The 14,542-nt window shown below is 62.7% G+C and carries 14 protein-coding genes and 2 riboswitches; of the genes, 8 read left to right on the forward strand and 6 right to left on the reverse strand.

Annotated features, from left to right (window positions below; translation table 11 throughout):
• Positions 1 to 165: 165 nt before the first annotated feature.
• The 5 genes from ACO06F_RS08835 (at position 166) to ACO06F_RS08855 (ending at position 2,792) form a co-directional block, all read left to right on the forward strand.
• Positions 166 to 573, forward strand: a complete 408-nt coding sequence (locus tag ACO06F_RS08835) for an AtpZ/AtpI family protein (protein WP_421696319.1) — start codon at positions 166 to 168, stop codon at positions 571 to 573.
• Positions 573 to 1,334, forward strand: a complete 762-nt coding sequence (locus ACO06F_RS08840; RefSeq protein ID WP_421696651.1) for a F0F1 ATP synthase subunit A — start codon at positions 573 to 575, stop codon at positions 1,332 to 1,334. The genes ACO06F_RS08835 and ACO06F_RS08840 overlap by 1 nt, the downstream gene beginning before the upstream one ends.
• Positions 1,335 to 1,377: 43 nt before the next feature.
• The gene (locus ACO06F_RS08845) at positions 1,378 to 1,605 is read left to right on the forward strand and encodes a F0F1 ATP synthase subunit C (protein ID WP_111199782.1); all 228 of its coding nucleotides are present in this window, start codon (positions 1,378 to 1,380) and stop codon (positions 1,603 to 1,605) included.
• Between the two features lie 77 nt (positions 1,606 to 1,682).
• On the forward strand, positions 1,683 to 2,294 hold the full coding sequence (locus tag ACO06F_RS08850; protein ID WP_421696320.1) for a F0F1 ATP synthase subunit B': 612 nt from the start codon (positions 1,683 to 1,685) through the stop codon (positions 2,292 to 2,294).
• A gap of 12 nt (positions 2,295 to 2,306) precedes the next feature.
• Positions 2,307 to 2,792, forward strand: a complete 486-nt coding sequence (locus ACO06F_RS08855; RefSeq protein WP_421696321.1) for an ATP F0F1 synthase subunit B — start codon at positions 2,307 to 2,309, stop codon at positions 2,790 to 2,792.
• 87 nt (positions 2,793 to 2,879) lie between these two features.
• Here the strand turns inward: ACO06F_RS08855 and gcvP are convergent, their stop codons facing one another.
• From gcvP to gcvT, 3 genes are read right to left on the reverse strand one after another with little or no spacing between them, the layout of a single operon-like run.
• Positions 2,880 to 5,783, reverse strand: a complete 2,904-nt coding sequence (gene gcvP / locus ACO06F_RS08860; RefSeq protein WP_421696322.1) for an aminomethyl-transferring glycine dehydrogenase — start codon at positions 5,781 to 5,783, stop codon at positions 2,880 to 2,882.
• Between the two features lie 9 nt (positions 5,784 to 5,792).
• Positions 5,793 to 6,161, reverse strand: a complete 369-nt coding sequence (gene gcvH / locus ACO06F_RS08865) for a glycine cleavage system protein GcvH (RefSeq protein ID WP_421696323.1) — start codon at positions 6,159 to 6,161, stop codon at positions 5,793 to 5,795.
• Positions 6,162 to 6,170: 9 nt separating this feature from the next.
• Entirely contained in the window at positions 6,171 to 7,289 is a 1,119-nt protein-coding gene (gcvT, locus tag ACO06F_RS08870; protein WP_421696324.1) for a glycine cleavage system aminomethyltransferase GcvT, read from the reverse strand.
• 48 nt (positions 7,290 to 7,337) lie between these two features.
• Positions 7,338 to 7,447, reverse strand: a riboswitch (glycine riboswitch).
• A 1-nt stretch (position 7,448) separates the two neighbouring features.
• A riboswitch (glycine riboswitch) is annotated at positions 7,449 to 7,536 on the reverse strand.
• A 49-nt stretch (positions 7,537 to 7,585) separates the two neighbouring features.
• Here gcvT and ispH point away from each other — a divergent pair.
• Both ispH and rnhA read left to right on the forward strand, forming a co-directional pair.
• Positions 7,586 to 8,593 (forward strand): 4-hydroxy-3-methylbut-2-enyl diphosphate reductase, encoded by a 1,008-nt coding sequence (ispH, locus tag ACO06F_RS08875; protein ID WP_421696325.1) that lies wholly within the window; start codon positions 7,586 to 7,588, stop codon positions 8,591 to 8,593.
• Positions 8,590 to 9,039: a ribonuclease HI gene (gene rnhA, locus ACO06F_RS08880; protein ID WP_421696326.1), complete on the forward strand. Its 450-nt coding sequence runs from the start codon at positions 8,590 to 8,592 to the stop codon at positions 9,037 to 9,039. Before ispH ends, rnhA begins: the two co-directional genes overlap by 4 nt.
• A gap of 24 nt (positions 9,040 to 9,063) precedes the next feature.
• On the opposite strand, the gene ACO06F_RS08885 is transcribed toward rnhA, so the two are convergent.
• A complete protein-coding gene (locus ACO06F_RS08885; protein WP_421696327.1) occupies positions 9,064 to 9,564 on the reverse strand; it encodes a peroxiredoxin in 501 nt (166 codons plus the stop codon).
• A 29-nt stretch (positions 9,565 to 9,593) separates the two neighbouring features.
• Complete coding sequence (locus ACO06F_RS08890; protein ID WP_421696328.1) at positions 9,594 to 10,352, reverse strand: protein-disulfide reductase DsbD domain-containing protein; 759 nt, start codon at positions 10,350 to 10,352, stop codon at positions 9,594 to 9,596.
• 187 nt (positions 10,353 to 10,539) lie between these two features.
• On the opposite strand from ACO06F_RS08890, the gene ACO06F_RS08895 reads away from it, so the two are divergent.
• Entirely contained in the window at positions 10,540 to 11,124 is a 585-nt protein-coding gene (locus ACO06F_RS08895) for a YqgE/AlgH family protein (protein ID WP_421696329.1), read from the forward strand.
• 4 nt (positions 11,125 to 11,128) lie between these two features.
• On the opposite strand, the gene ACO06F_RS08900 is transcribed toward ACO06F_RS08895, so the two are convergent.
• Positions 11,129 to 14,521, reverse strand: coding sequence for a putative bifunctional diguanylate cyclase/phosphodiesterase (locus tag ACO06F_RS08900; RefSeq protein ID WP_421696330.1), 3,393 nt, complete (start codon positions 14,519 to 14,521; stop codon positions 11,129 to 11,131).
• Positions 14,522 to 14,542 lie beyond the last annotated feature (21 nt).

Consider the following 14,542-nt stretch of genomic DNA (forward strand, 5'->3'; position numbering starts at 1 on the left):
GCGCGAATCGACGCAGGCCGCCCGAGAGCAAAATACGCCTTTCGTTTCAATTACTTAAAAGCTAAATCCATTTCTTGACACATTTTCGGCCCGCAACTATGGTTCGCCCGCTTTGGAAGGGAAGAATTTCCAAGCGCGCCCGCCGTTTGCCTGGAGGTCTGTCTCATGACGAAACCGCGCGACGAGAGGCCGAAGGATGGTTCTTCCCAGCCTGAGTTGGGCGACCTTTCGGAACGTCTCAAGGATCTGTCTGGCCGCATTGCGGCGGAACGGTCCGAACAGGCCGAGAGGGCGAAACCGCCTGCAAGCCTTCAGGACGCCTCCGGTTATGCGAGGGGTTACCGGCTTGTGGCCGAGTTCGTGGCTGGAACGCTGGTCGGCGGCCTCATTGGCTATGGCATCGACTGGTTGTTCGGCACATTGCCATTCGGACTGATCATTTTTCTGCTCCTGGGCTTCGGAGCCGGCATCCTGAACTTGGCACGCGCTGCCAAAAGGGTGCCCCCGGCACAGGAGCGGCTTGGTTCAAACCCGCCGCCAAAAGCGGCATTCGATGATGAAGAAGAGGACTGATCGTGGCCCAAGGCATCGACCCGATCCATCAGTTCCGGCTCCATGACCTGGCCGGACCCTGGAACATCGCGGGCTATGAGATCAGCTTCACCAACTCCGCCCTGTTCATGGGTATTTCGGTGGGTCTCATCACGGTGATCCTGCTCGCCGCTGCCGCCCGCAATGCACTTGTGCCGGGCCGCCTGCAGGCTGTGGGGGAGATCTGGTACGAGTTCGTTCACAACATGGTCAGAAACGTGCTGGGGCATGAGGGCAAGGCCTTCTTCCCGCTCGTCTTCACAATTTTCTCCTTCGTGCTGTTCGCCAACATGCTCGGCATGTTCCCCTATTTCTTCACGGTGACGAGCCATGTGGTGGTCACCGCCACGCTTGCTGTCTTTGTTGTGGCGCTCGTTGTGGTCGTCGGCATCGCCAAGCACGGGCTCGCCTGGTTCAAGCTCTTCGTGCCGTCGGGCGTTCCCATGGTGATCCTCCCCTTCATCTCGCTCATCGAGGTGATCTCATTCTTGTCGCGCCCGGTGAGCCTTGGCCTTCGTCTGTTTGGCAACATGCTGGCGGGCCACATCGTGCTCAAGGTCTTCGCCGGCTTCGTGGTGCTTCTGGGGTCCATGGGCCTTGGTGGCATCATCGGTTCGATTGCGCCGCTCGGCATGGCCGTGGCGCTGACGGCTCTCGAATTCCTGGTGGCGTTCCTGCAGGCCTTCGTCTTCGCCATCCTGACCTGCGTCTATCTCAACGACGCGCTTCACACCCACCACTAAACCTTCAACCTTAAACCAAGCTACAACACTCAAGGAGAGACGAATGGATCCGCTCGCAGCTAAGTACATCGGCGCTGGCATTGCTTGCATCGGGATGGGTGGCGCCGGCATCGGCGTGGGCCATATTTTCGGTAACTTCCTCTCGGGCGCACTGCGCAACCCGGCTGCGGCTGCTGCCCAGTTCACCAACGCGCTGATCGGCGCCGCCCTGGCCGAAGGCCTCGGCATTTTCTCGCTGGTTGTCGCCCTGCTCCTGCTGTTCGCGGTCTAATCCGCTTCACGGCAAACGAATAGAAGCCTGGCGGGCGTCAAAGCTCCGCGCAGGCTTCCTCTTTTGAGGCTCAAGACATGTCGCAATCGACACTCGTCGTCGCTCAGGCCACCACGACCGAGGCGCCCGCCACAGGCGAAGCGCCGGCGGAAGGCGTGGCGAAGGCCACAACCGAGGGCACTGAGGCGGAAGGCGGCCACGGCGGCTTCCCGCCAATGGATGCGCATTCCTTTCCGTCGCAGATCTTCTGGCTGGTGATCTTCTTCGGGCTGCTCTACCTGCTGATGAGCAAGGTGGCGCTGCCCCGGATGGAGCAGGTTCTTGGCAACCGCCGCAAGGCGATCGAGGCTGATCTTTCGCGTGCTTCGGCGCTGAAGAACGAGACGGAGGCCGCCGTCCAGTCCTACGAGAAGGCACTGGCAGATGCCCGCGCCAATGCGCAGGCGATCGCTGCGGAAACCAAGGCCCGGATGGGTGCTGAAATGGACGCCGAGCGCGGCTCGCTCGAGAAGAGCCTGGGGGCCAAGCTAGCGGAAGCCGAATCCCGCATCGCTGCTTCCAAGGCACAATCGATGAAGGACGTTCACGAAGTGGCGGCGGACAGTGCCGCGGAAATCGTGTCGGCACTGACGGGCACTCAGGTGAGCAAGGCTGACGCCGTCAAGGCCATCACTGGCCTCAAGGCCTGAGGGAGAAGAACGATGCAATTCGACGCGACATTCTTCGCCCTCGTGGCGCTGGTCATCTTCCTCGGCATCGCGGCCTATGCGGGTGCCTTCAAGTCCATGGGTGCAGGGCTCGATTCCCGCGCGGACCGGATCCGCAAGGAGCTCGAGCATGCCTCGCAGCTCCGCAAGGAAGCCGAAGCGCTGCTCGCCGAATACAAGCAGAAGCGCCTCGACGCCGAAAAGGAAGCAACCTCCATCATCGCCGCCGCCAAGTCGGACGCAGAGGAGTTTGCCGCTGAAACCCGCCGCAAGCTGACGGAGTCGCTGGAGCGCCGCGCCAAGCAGGCCGAGCAGAAGATCGCCCAGGCCGAAGCCGCCGCCATCAAGGACGTGCGCAACGTGGCAACCGAACTCGCCATCGCTGCCTCGCACAAGCTGGTGGCGGAAGCTGCCAAGGGCGAAAAGGGTGCGGAGCTGATTGCCAACTCGATCAGCGCGGTGAAGAATCGGCTGAACTGAGGCAGGTTACGTGACGAATTCAAAAGCCCGGCGGAAGCGCCGGGCTTTTTCTGTTTGGTTTCTGGATTGCTGCTGTCAGGGCACCGCTTACTCAGCTGCCTCCATGTAATTCGCCATGGGTGGGCAGGTGCAGACGAGGTTTCTGTCGCCAAAGACATTGTCCACCCGCGCCACCGGCGGCCAGTACTTGTCATTGGGATAGCCCTTCAGCGGGAAGAAGGCCTTCTCCTTCGAGTAGGGGTGCTTCCAATCCCCTAGCAGCAGGCGGTGGGTGTGAGGGGCGTTCTTCAGCACATTGTCAAGCCGGTCGGCTTTGCCCTCCTCCACCTCGGCGATCTCCTTGGCGATCTCGATCATCGCGTCGCAGAACCGGTCCAACTCGCGCTTCGATTCGGATTCGGTGGGCTCGATCATCAGCGTGTCCGGCACGGGGAAGGACATGGTCGGCGCATGGAAGCCATAGTCGACGAGGCGCTTGGCCACATCCTCAACCGATAGCCCCGTGCGCTCCTTCAGCCAGCGGAGGTCTATGATGCATTCATGCGCCACGAAGCCGCCAGGGCCCTTGTAGAGGACTGGGAAATAGGGGTCCAACCGGCGCGCGATGTAATTGGCGTTGAGGATCGCCATCATCGTTGCTTTGGTGAGCCCCTCGCCCCCCATCATCGCGATATAGGTCCAGGAGATGGGCAGGATCGATGCCGAGCCCCAAGGTGCCGCAGAAACCGCCCCCTGTGATTGGTCATGCCCTGCCGCGGGGTTGACGCCCATCACTACCTTGTGACCCGGCAGGAAGGGCGCCAGATGGGCCCGCACGCCAATGGGGCCCATGCCGGGGCCGCCGCCGCCATGCGGAATGCAGAAGGTCTTGTGCAGGTTCATGTGGCAGACATCGGCGCCCAGTTCCGCTGGCCTCACCAGCCCCACTTGCGCATTGAGGTTTGCGCCATCGAGATAGACCTGGCCGCCATGCGCATGGACGATTTCGCAGATCTCTTTCACTGCCGTCTCGAACACACCATGAGTCGAGGGATAGGTGATCATGAGGGCAGCGAGATTGACCGCATGCTCGGAGGCCTTTTTGCGCAAGTCCGGCACATCGACATTGCCGTGCTCGTCACAGGCCACAACTACCACCTTCATGCCGGCCATCACGGCGGACGCAGGGTTAGTGCCATGGGCCGACACGGGGATCAGGCAGACATCGCGCTGCGGCTCGCCGCGTGACTGGTGATAGCCGCGGATCGCGAGGAGGCCCGCATATTCGCCCTGGCTTCCGGCATTGGGCTGCAGCGACACGGCATCAAAGCCCGTGATCTCCGCCAGCATTTCCTCCAGCTCCTCGAAGAGTTGCTGGTAGCCCTGTGCCTGTTCCAGCGGTGCGAAAGGATGGAGCATGGAAAAGGCCCGCCATGTGACGGGGATCATCTCCGTCGTCGCATTGAGCTTCATGGTGCAGGAGCCCAGCGGAATCATCGATTGGTCGAGCGCCACGTCCTTCATCTGCAAATGCCGCAGATAGCGCAGCATTTCGGTTTCCGAATGATACATGGAGAAAACGGGATGGGTGAGATAGCTCGACGTGCGGCGCAGCGGCTCGGGGATCGTCTCCTTCAGCGCCTTGTCGGTCTCATCGATCGAGATCCGCTCCAGCGCATCGGTGCGGAAGACGGTCAACAGCTGCTCGAGTTCCTGGCGGCGCACCGATTGGTCGAAGGATATCCCTAAGTGATCAGCATCGACGAAGCGAAGATTGATGCGCTTCTCCTTGGCGCGCGCCCACAGCGCATGCGCCCGGCCCGGCACATGCAGTGTCACCGTATCGAAGAACGAAGTGGTGACGACGCCGAAGCCAAAGCCCTTGACGGCCGCAGCGAAGATTTCCGCCATGCGATGCGTGCGTTGGGCCATCTTGGCGATGCCCTTTGGCCCGTTGTAGACGGCGAACATGCCGGCAATCACGGCCAGGAGAACCTGTGCGGTGCAGATGTTGCTCGTCGCCTTCTCGCGGCGGATGTGCTGCTCGCGCGTCTGCAGCGCCATGCGCAGCGCCCGGTGGCCCTCGGCATCAACCGAAACGCCGATCACACGGCCCGGCATGGCCCGCTTATACTCATCCTTTGTGGCAAAGAAGGCAGCATGCGGGCCGCCATAGCCCATTGGCACACCGAAGCGCTGGGTGGAGCCGATGGCAATATCGGCCCCCAATTCGCCAGGGGGCGTCAGCAGCGCCAGTGCCAGAAGGTCCGTTGCCATGATGGCGAGCGCGCCCGCGGCGTGAAGCTTTGCGATGACGCTGCGCCAGTCCCGCACCTCACCCGATGAACCGGGATAAGAGAGGAGTGCGGCGAACACCGTTTCAGGCTTCAGGTCTTTCGCAGGATCGCCGATCACCACCTCATAGCCAAAGGCCCGGGCCCTGGTCTGGATCACGCCGATGGTCTGCGGGTGCGTATCCAGGTCGATGAAGAAAATGTTTGCCGTGGTCTTCACCACGCGCCGTGCCATGGCCATTGCTTCCGCCGCCGCGGTGCCTTCATCGAGCAGCGAGGCATTGGCGATTTCGAGGCCCGTCATGTCGATGATCATCTGCTGGAAGTTCAGCAGCGCCTCGAGGCGGCCCTGGCTCACCTCCGCCTGATAGGGCGTATAGGCCGTGTACCAGCCGGGGTTCTCCAGCACATTGCGCAGGATGACCTTGGGCGTCACCGTGCCGTAATAGCCCATGCCAATCATTGAGACGAACACATCGTTCCGCTCCGCCATGGCGCGCAGATAGGAAAGTGCGGTACGCTCCGGCATCGCCTTCTTCAGTTCCAGCGGGCGCTTGGTGCGGATCGGTTCCGGCACGACCCGGGAGATGAACTCATCGAGGGATTTTGCACCAAGGCTCTTCAGCATCTCGGAGGTATCCGCAGCATCGGGGCCAATGTGGCGGGGAATGAAATTTGCGCCGGGTTCGAGCTCGGCGAAAGTGGTTCGCTTCGTCATGATCTGCTCTCAGCCGTTCACGAAGGAATCATAGGCCGCCTTGTCCATCAGCCCATCGAGCTCCGATGGGTTGGAGAGCTTCACCTTCATGAACCAGGCCCCGCCCTCCGCCTCGCGGTTGACGAGTGCTGGATCGCCTTCAAGCTCCTTGTTGACCTCGACCACTTCGCCAGAGACCGGCACATAGACTTCGCTCGCGGCCTTCACACTTTCCACAACGGCCGCCTGCTCATGCGCCGTCACCGTCTTGCCGACGGCGGGCAGTTCGACGAAGACCACGTCCCCCAGCTGTTCCTGGGCGTGGTTGGTGATGCCGATGGTGGCGATACCGTTCTCGACGATCACCCACTCATGGTCCTTGCTGTACTTGACGGTCATGGAAAGCTCCTAGCGTTTGAATCGGTTGGGAATGAAGGGCAGCTTGACGATGTCACCCGGCAAGGCATTGCCGCGCACGATGAGATTGACCTTTGTGCCCGGCGTAGATGATGCAGTTTCCACATAGCCCATGGCGATGGGGCCTCCGGCTGTTGGGCCAAAGCCGCCAGATGTGATCTTGCCGATTTCGCGGCCTGACAGGTCTGTGACCACCGTGCCATCGCGGGCGGGCGCGCGGCCTTCCGGCTTTATGCCCACTCGCTTGCGGGCGGTGCCCTCCGTCAGCTCCCTCTGGATGCGTGCGGCGCCAATGAAACCGCCTTCGATCCGGCGGCGCTTCTGGATCGACCACAGGAGATCGGCCTCGACAGGTGAGATGGTCTCGTCAAGTTCATGGCCATAAAGGCACAAGCCTCCTTCGAGGCGAAGCGAATCACGCGCGCCAAGGCCTACGGGCTTCACCAGCGGGTCAGTCAGCAGACGATCCCAAAGCTTCGGCGCATCTGCGCTTGCCACGGAGATTTCGAAGCCATCTTCCCCCGTATAGCCCGAGCGGGAGACTTGCGCCCCGATGCCTGCAAGAGACACATTCGCAGAGTGCATGAAGGGAATCTCCTTCACTGCGGGAGCGAGCTTCGCCAGCACCTCTTCGGCCTTGGGCCCCTGCAGCGCAATCAATGAGTGATCGTCCAGCCTCGTGAGGCTCACGTCCGGCGGCAGATGTTCCGCGATCCAGCCATAGTCATGTTCCTTGCGGCCCGCATTGACGACAACGTAAAGCGTTCCCTCCTCAGCCTGCCGGGTGATCATCAGGTCATCCAGCGTGCCGCCATCATGGCCCAGGAGCTGCGAATAGCGCTGCTGGCGGGGGCTGAGGCTCAGCACATCGGCCGGCACCAGCTGTTCCATGGCCTTCGCCGCGGCCTCGAAGCTTGAGGCCTTCACCAGGCATTGGCCCATGTGGGACACATCGAACAGGCCCGCATTCTCGCGCGTCCAGCCATGTTCGGCGAGAATGCCGGAGGGATATTGCACCGGCATGTCATAGCCGGCGAAAGGCACCATACGGGCGCCCAGCGCCACATGCGCATCATAGAGAGAAGTTCGTTTGGGAGCGTCATCGCTCATCGTGATCAGGTCTCCGGACAAAGCTGGGCCAGACCCGGTGAAACCGAATCTGCCCCCTCTGTACGAGACCTGAGAGATTTCGCGTGCCGGTGCTTGCCGCTCCGGTTCGCTTCGCTCCTTCGGTGAGCGGATACCCGCTGCTCTCCAGAGTTCGTGACGTGGCGCCTCGCGGTCCTTTTGCCTGAGAGTTTCCGGGGCGGTTGCTCCTTCGGCGCCGGCGCAAACCGGTCTCTTCCGCACAAGGCGCTGTGCTGAACGGGGTGAAGACTAGGCCCCTCGCGCGGCATGTCAAGCGCATGGCCCCTGTTGACATCGCGCATGGCCGCCCGCATCTGTGGCGCATGACAAAGCCGCCTCTCAGGATCCTGCTCGCGGCCCCGCGCGGCTTCTGCGCCGGGGTGGTGCGGGCGATCGATATCGTGGAGCGGGCGCTCGCCCTCTATGGCGCGCCCGTCTATGTGCGCCACGAGATCGTGCACAATAAATTCGTGGTGGATGACCTGAAAGCCAAGGGCGCCATCTTCGTGGATGAGCTCGATGAAATCCCCCCGGGCGATCGGCCGGTGGTGTTCTCCGCTCATGGCGTTCCGAAATCGGTGCCGGAGGCCGCAACGGCCCGCCACATGTTCCAACTCGATGCCACCTGCCCGCTCGTCACCAAGGTGCATATGGAGGCCCAGCGCCACCATGCTGAAGGCTGCGAGATCATCCTGATCGGCCACCAGAATCACCCGGAGGTGATCGGTACCATGGGCCAGCTTCCACCGGGCGCCGTGCGCCTGATCGAGACGGTGGCCGATGCGGACTCAATTGCTGTAAAAGACCCTGAGAAGCTCGCCTATGTGACGCAGACAACGCTATCGGTCGATGACACGAAGGATGTGATCGCCGCCCTGCAGCGCCGCTTCCCCGGAATCAAGGGGCCCTACAAGGAAGACATCTGCTACGCCACCACCAACCGTCAGGAGGCGGTGAAGGAGATCGCAGGCCGGATTGAGCTTCTGCTGGTGGTGGGTGCGCCCAATTCATCGAATTCGAAGCGGCTGGTGGAGGTGGGTCTCAGGCACGGCACGCCCCGCAGCCTGCTGGTCCAGCGCGCCAGCGAGCTTGACTGGCCTTCGCTTCAGGGCCTGTCCACCCTCGGCATCACGGCGGGGGCGTCCGCTCCCGAACTCCTGGTCAATGAAATCATCGATGCCTTCCGCGCGCATTATGAAGTCACGGTCGAGACCGTCACCCTGCGCGAGGAAAACGTCACCTTCAAGCTGCCGCGCGAACTGCGTGAGGCGCCAGCACCGCTATGAGTTCCGGCAAGGTGATCGTCCACACGGACGGAGCATGCTCCGGCAATCCGGGTCCCGGCGGGTGGGGCGTGATCCTCGATTACAACGGCTCCCGCAAGGAGCTTTCGGGCGGCGAGGCCGAGACGACCAACAACCGCATGGAACTGATGGGCGCCATCTCGGCCCTCGAATCGCTCACCCGGCCCTGCCTTGTCGAGATGCACGTCGATTCCAGCTATGTGAAGGACGGCATTACGAAGTGGATTCACGGCTGGAAGAAGAACGGCTGGAAAACCGCAGACAAGAAACCCGTCAAGAACGCCGAACTCTGGCAACGCCTCGATTCAGCGCTCAAGACGCATCAAGTGACATGGCACTGGGTGAAGGGCCATGCCGGCCACGGCGACAATGAACGCGCGGATGAGCTGGCCCGCGAGGGCATGTCGCCATTCAAGCGCAAGAGATGAGGGCCGCCGTCAGCAACCCGCAGCTCACGCGGCGCTCAGTTCCTTCAGCTGCTGCACGATGGTCTCGGCACCCGAGACGTTGACTCCGCGCTCAGTTTCGATGTTCAGCGTCTTCACCACGCCATTGTCCACGATCATTGAATAGCGCTTGCAGCGCAGCCCCATCCCCGCGGCCGTCAGGTCCATGTCGAGGCCCAGGGCCTTTGCGAATTCAGCATTGCCGTCCGCCAGCATGGTGATCTTGCCCTCGGACTCCGTGGCCTTCGACCAGGCCTTCATCACGAAGATATCGTTGACGGCCGTGCAGGCGATGGTGTCCACTCCAAGCGCCTTGAGGTCGTCATAGGCCAGCAGATAACCCGGCAGATGGTTCATGCTGCAGGTGGGGGTGAAGGCGCCGGGCAGGCCGAACAGCACCACCTTGCGGCCCGCGAAAATCACGTCGGCTGCCACCTTCTGCGGGCCTTCGGCCGTCGAGATCGTCACATCAACAGCAGGAAGCTTATCGCCAGGCTTGATCGTCATCGGATTATCCTTCGTGTTCTGGTTAAATGTCAGGGCAGCGTCACGGACTGTTCATAGCCCTTGCCGCCTTTTGTATAGGTGAGCCTCAAACTCTGGCCCTTGAGCTTTGCGGAATCGCTGAGATTGTCCACCGCCAGCTCTGCCGTGCGGCTATCGGCCGAAAACACCGGCGCGCGGAAATAGGCAGCACCCGTGGTTTCAACGTAGATATCATCGGGTCTTTCACGCAATTCAAGCTGCAGCACGGGCTTTCCGGCCTCTGCAATCACTGTGGCCGCAGCAATGGCATCACCGGGCGCGGGAACTGTTGCTCTTGCCGCCTCCGCCCGAACGCTTCCCAGCGGGTCACGCTCCTCGGCGCCGAGCGAGATCGTGGCCTTTGCCTGCGCCGGAATGCAGATGTCCTTGCACACCGCGAAGAACAGATCGAGGCCGAGATCGAGTGCTCCCACTTTTGCAGGCGTGACGGTGACGGGGAATAGCACTTGCCCGGCATAGCCGATCGCCTCCCCGCCCTTGTCGCTGTGGCGGGACGGAACGGGAAAGCCCACGCTCACCTCCGCCGGAGATGACGTGGACCAGCTGAATTCGGGCGGAATGCCGGCCTCGCCGGGCATGCGCCAATAGGTTTTCCAGCCAGGATCGAGATCGACCTGCACGGCTGTGTGCCATGATTTGCCGTCAAAACCATCACCGGTCAGCGACACGCGATAGGGCTTGGGAGCCCCCAGCGTGACGCCCGCGGTGAGCGCAAGGGCAAGGCCAGTGATGATGAGGCGAAGCAGCATGGGCGCCTTTATGGAAGAATTCCGGCCGCGCGCCAATCACCTTCCCGTCAATGCCGTCCGGGCGGAACCGGGGCCGCGGCAGACAAGTTTCCCAATCCTGTTCAGAGCTCGCCAAGGCGCTTTTGTGCAAGTGGTTCCACTTCACGGTCCGCTGCGCTAGTCTGGTGGCAATGCAAGGAAGGTGGGCATGACCAAGGGTCCCTATCTCGATGGGCAACTGCTGATCGCGATGCCCGGTATGAGCGATCCGCGCTTCGACCGGAGCCTCATCTACATGTGCGCCCATTCGCAACAGGGTGCCATGGGCATCATCATCAACAAGGCCACGCCGATGATGAGCTTCGGCGATCTGCTGGCGCAGCTGGACCTTACCGCGGACGAAGATCTGGCGCCTCCGCAGGAACTGATGGAAATGCCCGTGCTGTTCGGAGGCCCCGTCGAACAGGGCCGCGGCTTCGTGCTTCACACCAGCGATTATTTCACGGAAGATTCGAGCCTCCCCGTGGCCGAGAATATTGCGCTCACCGCGACCGTCGACATCCTGCGCGCCATGGCCAAGGGCGAGGGGCCGCAGCGGGCGGTGCTAGCACTGGGCTATGCCGGCTGGGCGCCGGGCCAGCTGGAGAATGAAATTCAGCACAATGGCTGGCTCACCTGCCAGGCGGATGAGGAGCTGGTCTTCGGCCTTGCCTTTCCGGACCGCTATGTGGCGGCACTCAAGAAACTGAAGGTCGACCCCGCCATGCTCTCGAGCAACGCCGGTCACGCCTGAGGGATCAGCTCTCGATTTCACCAGGAAGCTGCACCCTGCGCTGCCGTTTGCGCCGGCGCGGTGCCGGCGGCGGCGGTTCGTCAACCTTTGGTTCAGCGGCCGGTTCCGGTATCGCCAGCGGTTCAGGCGGGGAGTCTTCCCCGGCAACTTCTGCGGCAGCAGAAGGCTCAATCACGGTAGGATTAACTTCGGCTTCCTGGATTATGAATTCGGCCCCGGATTCCACAAAGGCTCCGTGCACAGTCTCCTCACCCTTCAGCAGATCGGGAAGCGGTGGCATGGCATCGGGTAACGGTGGTTCGGGGCGGGGTCTTGGCGACGAGACAGTGGCGCGGGGCGGCCTGCTCGGCATTCGGCTGGGCTTGCCCTCGATGATGGCAGGGCCAAGGTCCCGAGCCGTCACGCGGTTCACCTTGGGCTCCGGCGGCGGATCCTTGAGACCCCGCTCCCAAAGCCAGGTGATCGCAGTGCGGCCGGAAGAATGCGCATAGGGAAGCCCCGCCAGGGCGTCATTCACCTGCTTGGCAGTCAGTGGCTTGCCGATGAAATAACCCTGCCCGAAATCACAGCCCAGGTCCCCCAGCCGGTCGACTTGCTCCTGGTTCTCGATTCCCTCCGCCACGATTGTCAGGCCCAGGGCATGGCCCATGGAGATGATCGACTGCAGGATCACGGATGCCCGTTGGTCCTGCGCCTCAGCTGAAATGAAACTGCGGTCCACCTTCAGCGTGTCGAAAGGCAGTTTCCGCAGGCTGGAGAGCGAGGAATAGCCAGTGCCGAAATCGTCACACGAAAGGCCCACGCCCAGTTCACGGAACCGGTCCAGAATCTGCGCGGCGCGCTCCGGATATTGCATGACGAGGGATTCCGTCACCTCGATCTTGAAGCTGCCGCGCAGCAGCCCCTCGCGGCCGATGATCTGCTTGATGTCATCGAGCAGCCCCGGCTCGATCAGCTGGGCGGAAGAAAGATTGACCGCCACGAAGGCAGGTTCCGCCGTCCGGTAGGCGCGCTGCCAGATGCCGAGCTGGCGCCCGGCCTCGTTCAGCACCACGCGCCCGATATCGCGGATCATGCCGGTTTCCTCGGCGAGGCTCAGGAAGCTCTCCGGCGCCAGCAGGCCCATTGCGGGGTGGCGCCAGCGCACCAGCGCCTCGAAGCCTGCCAGGTTCATGTCGGAGAGCCTGGCGATCGGCTGGTAGTGTACCTCGATCTCATTGCGCTCGATGGCGCGGCGGAGTTCCGATTCCAGCACCATGAGTTCGGCACGGTCATCGACCATTGCAGGATTGAAGAGTTCGACAGCACCTGTGCCACGCCGCCTCGCTTCGTAAAGGGCGACGGCAGCATCCTTCAGCAATCTCTCCGCATCGGGACTGTCGCCCCGGTGCTGGGCAACGCCGATGGAGGCGGTCAGGAAGTATTCCTGGTCCTCGAATTTGACGGGCCTCGCCACGGTTTTAAGCACCGCCTGGGCGAAGGCTTCGACATCGCGCTGGCCCGGCACTTCGTGGAACAGGATGGCGAACTGGTCACCCGGCAGCCGAGCCACCGTGTCCATGGTGCCGGTTTCGGCCTTCAACCTCCGGCCGATGATGGACAGAAGCGCATCGCCTGCATCGCGGCCCATGGCATCGTTCACGAGCTTGAAACGATCCAGATCGACCAGCAGCACGAAGAGGGCGGTCGGGGCACCGGGCTCGACGCCATCGATTGCCCGCTTCAGCCGGTCCACGAAGAGCGCGCGGTTGGGTAGGCCCGTGACCATGTCATAGACCGCGTCCTGCAGCAGGCGCTCCTCGGCGATCTTTGCAGTGGTCACATCGCTCAGCGTGCCGATGCAGCGCGCGGCGCGGAAGCCGCTTCCGGTAATCGAGCGGGCCCGAAGTTCGAACCAGCGGTAGCTTCCATCACCATGGCGAAGCCGGAACTTGCGCTCGATGGGCGCACGGCCGTCCTGCTCTGCCTCCTCGATCGTTGCCATGTAGGCGGAGCGGTCTGCGGGGTGCAGGAGTTCGAGAAACGCCTCGCTCGCGGCTCCTTCGAAAGCGCCCACCGGCTGGGAGAGGGCGCGGGCGATCTCCGGGCTCACGTAAAGCTCACCCTCCTCCGGCTGCCAATCCCACACGAAAGCGCGGGCACCAGCAAGCGAAAGGGCGTGGCGGCCGGCCTCCCGGAAGAAATGGCGCGAGAGGTAGCCTTGCGCAAAGGCGTGATGGGCCAGGACGAAGCCCAGCACTACCAGCAAGATGGCGAGGCCCACCGTCACCACGTTGGAGATCGACGATCCCGGATCGCTGGCCAGTGCCGCAATCGCCGCCAGCAATGTCCAGAGCACGATGGCGCTCCAGCTCAGCACCGCCGTCTCGGCCTTGACCTCACCCTTCCACCACAGCGTCAGGATCAGGACGAAGCCCAGGGCGGCCGTGGCCGCAAACAAGGCGCGGGCAACGGCCGTCGCCAGCAGGGGTTCGGCAAAGCCGTAAATCGGCACGGCGAAGGCAAGTCCCCCCGCAATGAGCAGCAATTGTCCACCGGACTTCGAAATCCGTTGCACGTCGGCCAGCGTTGCGAGCAGCAGAAGCAGGAAGCCTGCCATGACACCTTCGATTACAGCGCGCAGAACCTGAAGGTCGAGGCCGGGAAGTGCAAGTTGCGCCAACGGCGTGTTCAGGTGGCCGGCCTCGAACAGCAGAAACGCCACTGACGCGAGCGTGAAGCCGCCCGCCACGGGAAACAGCGCCCGCGCCCGGAAACCGTATAACGCGAACATGGCAAAGGCGATCAGTACGGAGACGCCGAGAAGAGCACCGCGAAAGAAGGACAGGAAATCCTTATGCACGTCGAAGGCCTGGCGCTGCCAGAGGCTGACGGGAAGAAGCCCGCCCGTCACCTCGAAGGCCACTGCCGCGCTGCCACCGGCTGGCATGGTGAGGAGATAGGCGTTCTCGCCCGGCCCCTGGGAGAGCGGCTCGATCTGGCCATCTCCTGCCAGGGTCACGCCATAGACCCGCGGACCCGCCAGCCGGGCGGGATAGAAGCCGGATCCGGTGAAGCCCTGCTGCGGAATGGCAAGCACTACCGTGTGCAGCTCCGTCGATGAATTGGTGAAGCCTGCCGCCACCCAATTGTGCAAGGGGCCCGGCCCCTGCGCGGCAAGGGTCATCTGAGTACGGATTGCGGTGCGGGCATCAGGCCGTTCAATGGAAATCGAGGGCTGTTCGGTCTGGAGGCCGGCGAGATAGGGCGAAAGGTCCTGGAAGGGATTGGGCTTGGCGATGTCCACCACGTCGATGGCCAGGCCGGGCTGCGCCCAGCCCAGCGCCGCTGCCAGCAACAGGGCAATGAACAGCAGGCTGCGGGCCGGAGGACCAGCCCTGTCTCCTCCCCATTTCATCTGGTTACCTAAGCTGCCCGC

The sequence above is a fragment of the Aestuariivirga sp. genome (assembly GCF_965227715.1).
In the GTDB taxonomy this organism is placed as follows: domain Bacteria; phylum Pseudomonadota; class Alphaproteobacteria; order Rhizobiales; family Aestuariivirgaceae; genus Aestuariivirga.

Bases quoted from the DNA above. Each gene is read 5' to 3' on its own strand.
- ACO06F_RS08835 (WP_421696319.1), top strand. From the start codon at position 166: ATGACGAAACCGCGCGACGAGAGGCCGAAGGATGGTTCTTCCCAGCCT.
- ACO06F_RS08895 (WP_421696329.1), top strand. From the start codon at position 10,540: ATGACCAAGGGTCCCTATCTCGATGGGCAACTGCTGATCGCGATGCCC.
- ACO06F_RS08850 (WP_421696320.1), top strand. From the start codon at position 1,683: ATGTCGCAATCGACACTCGTCGTCGCTCAGGCCACCACGACCGAGGCG.
- gcvP (WP_421696322.1), bottom strand. From the start codon at position 5,783: ATGACGAAGCGAACCACTTTCGCCGAGCTCGAACCCGGCGCAAATTTC.
- ACO06F_RS08900 (WP_421696330.1), bottom strand. From the start codon at position 14,521: ATGAAATGGGGAGGAGACAGGGCTGGTCCTCCGGCCCGCAGCCTGCTG.
- ACO06F_RS08885 (WP_421696327.1), bottom strand. From the start codon at position 9,564: ATGACGATCAAGCCTGGCGATAAGCTTCCTGCTGTTGATGTGACGATC.
- gcvH (WP_421696323.1), bottom strand. From the start codon at position 6,161: ATGACCGTCAAGTACAGCAAGGACCATGAGTGGGTGATCGTCGAGAAC.
- ACO06F_RS08845 (WP_111199782.1), top strand. From the start codon at position 1,378: ATGGATCCGCTCGCAGCTAAGTACATCGGCGCTGGCATTGCTTGCATC.
- ACO06F_RS08855 (WP_421696321.1), top strand. From the start codon at position 2,307: ATGCAATTCGACGCGACATTCTTCGCCCTCGTGGCGCTGGTCATCTTC.
- ispH (WP_421696325.1), top strand. From the start codon at position 7,586: ATGGCCCCTGTTGACATCGCGCATGGCCGCCCGCATCTGTGGCGCATG.
- gcvT (WP_421696324.1), bottom strand. From the start codon at position 7,289: ATGAGCGATGACGCTCCCAAACGAACTTCTCTCTATGATGCGCATGTG.
- rnhA (WP_421696326.1), top strand. From the start codon at position 8,590: ATGAGTTCCGGCAAGGTGATCGTCCACACGGACGGAGCATGCTCCGGC.
- ACO06F_RS08890 (WP_421696328.1), bottom strand. From the start codon at position 10,352: ATGCTGCTTCGCCTCATCATCACTGGCCTTGCCCTTGCGCTCACCGCG.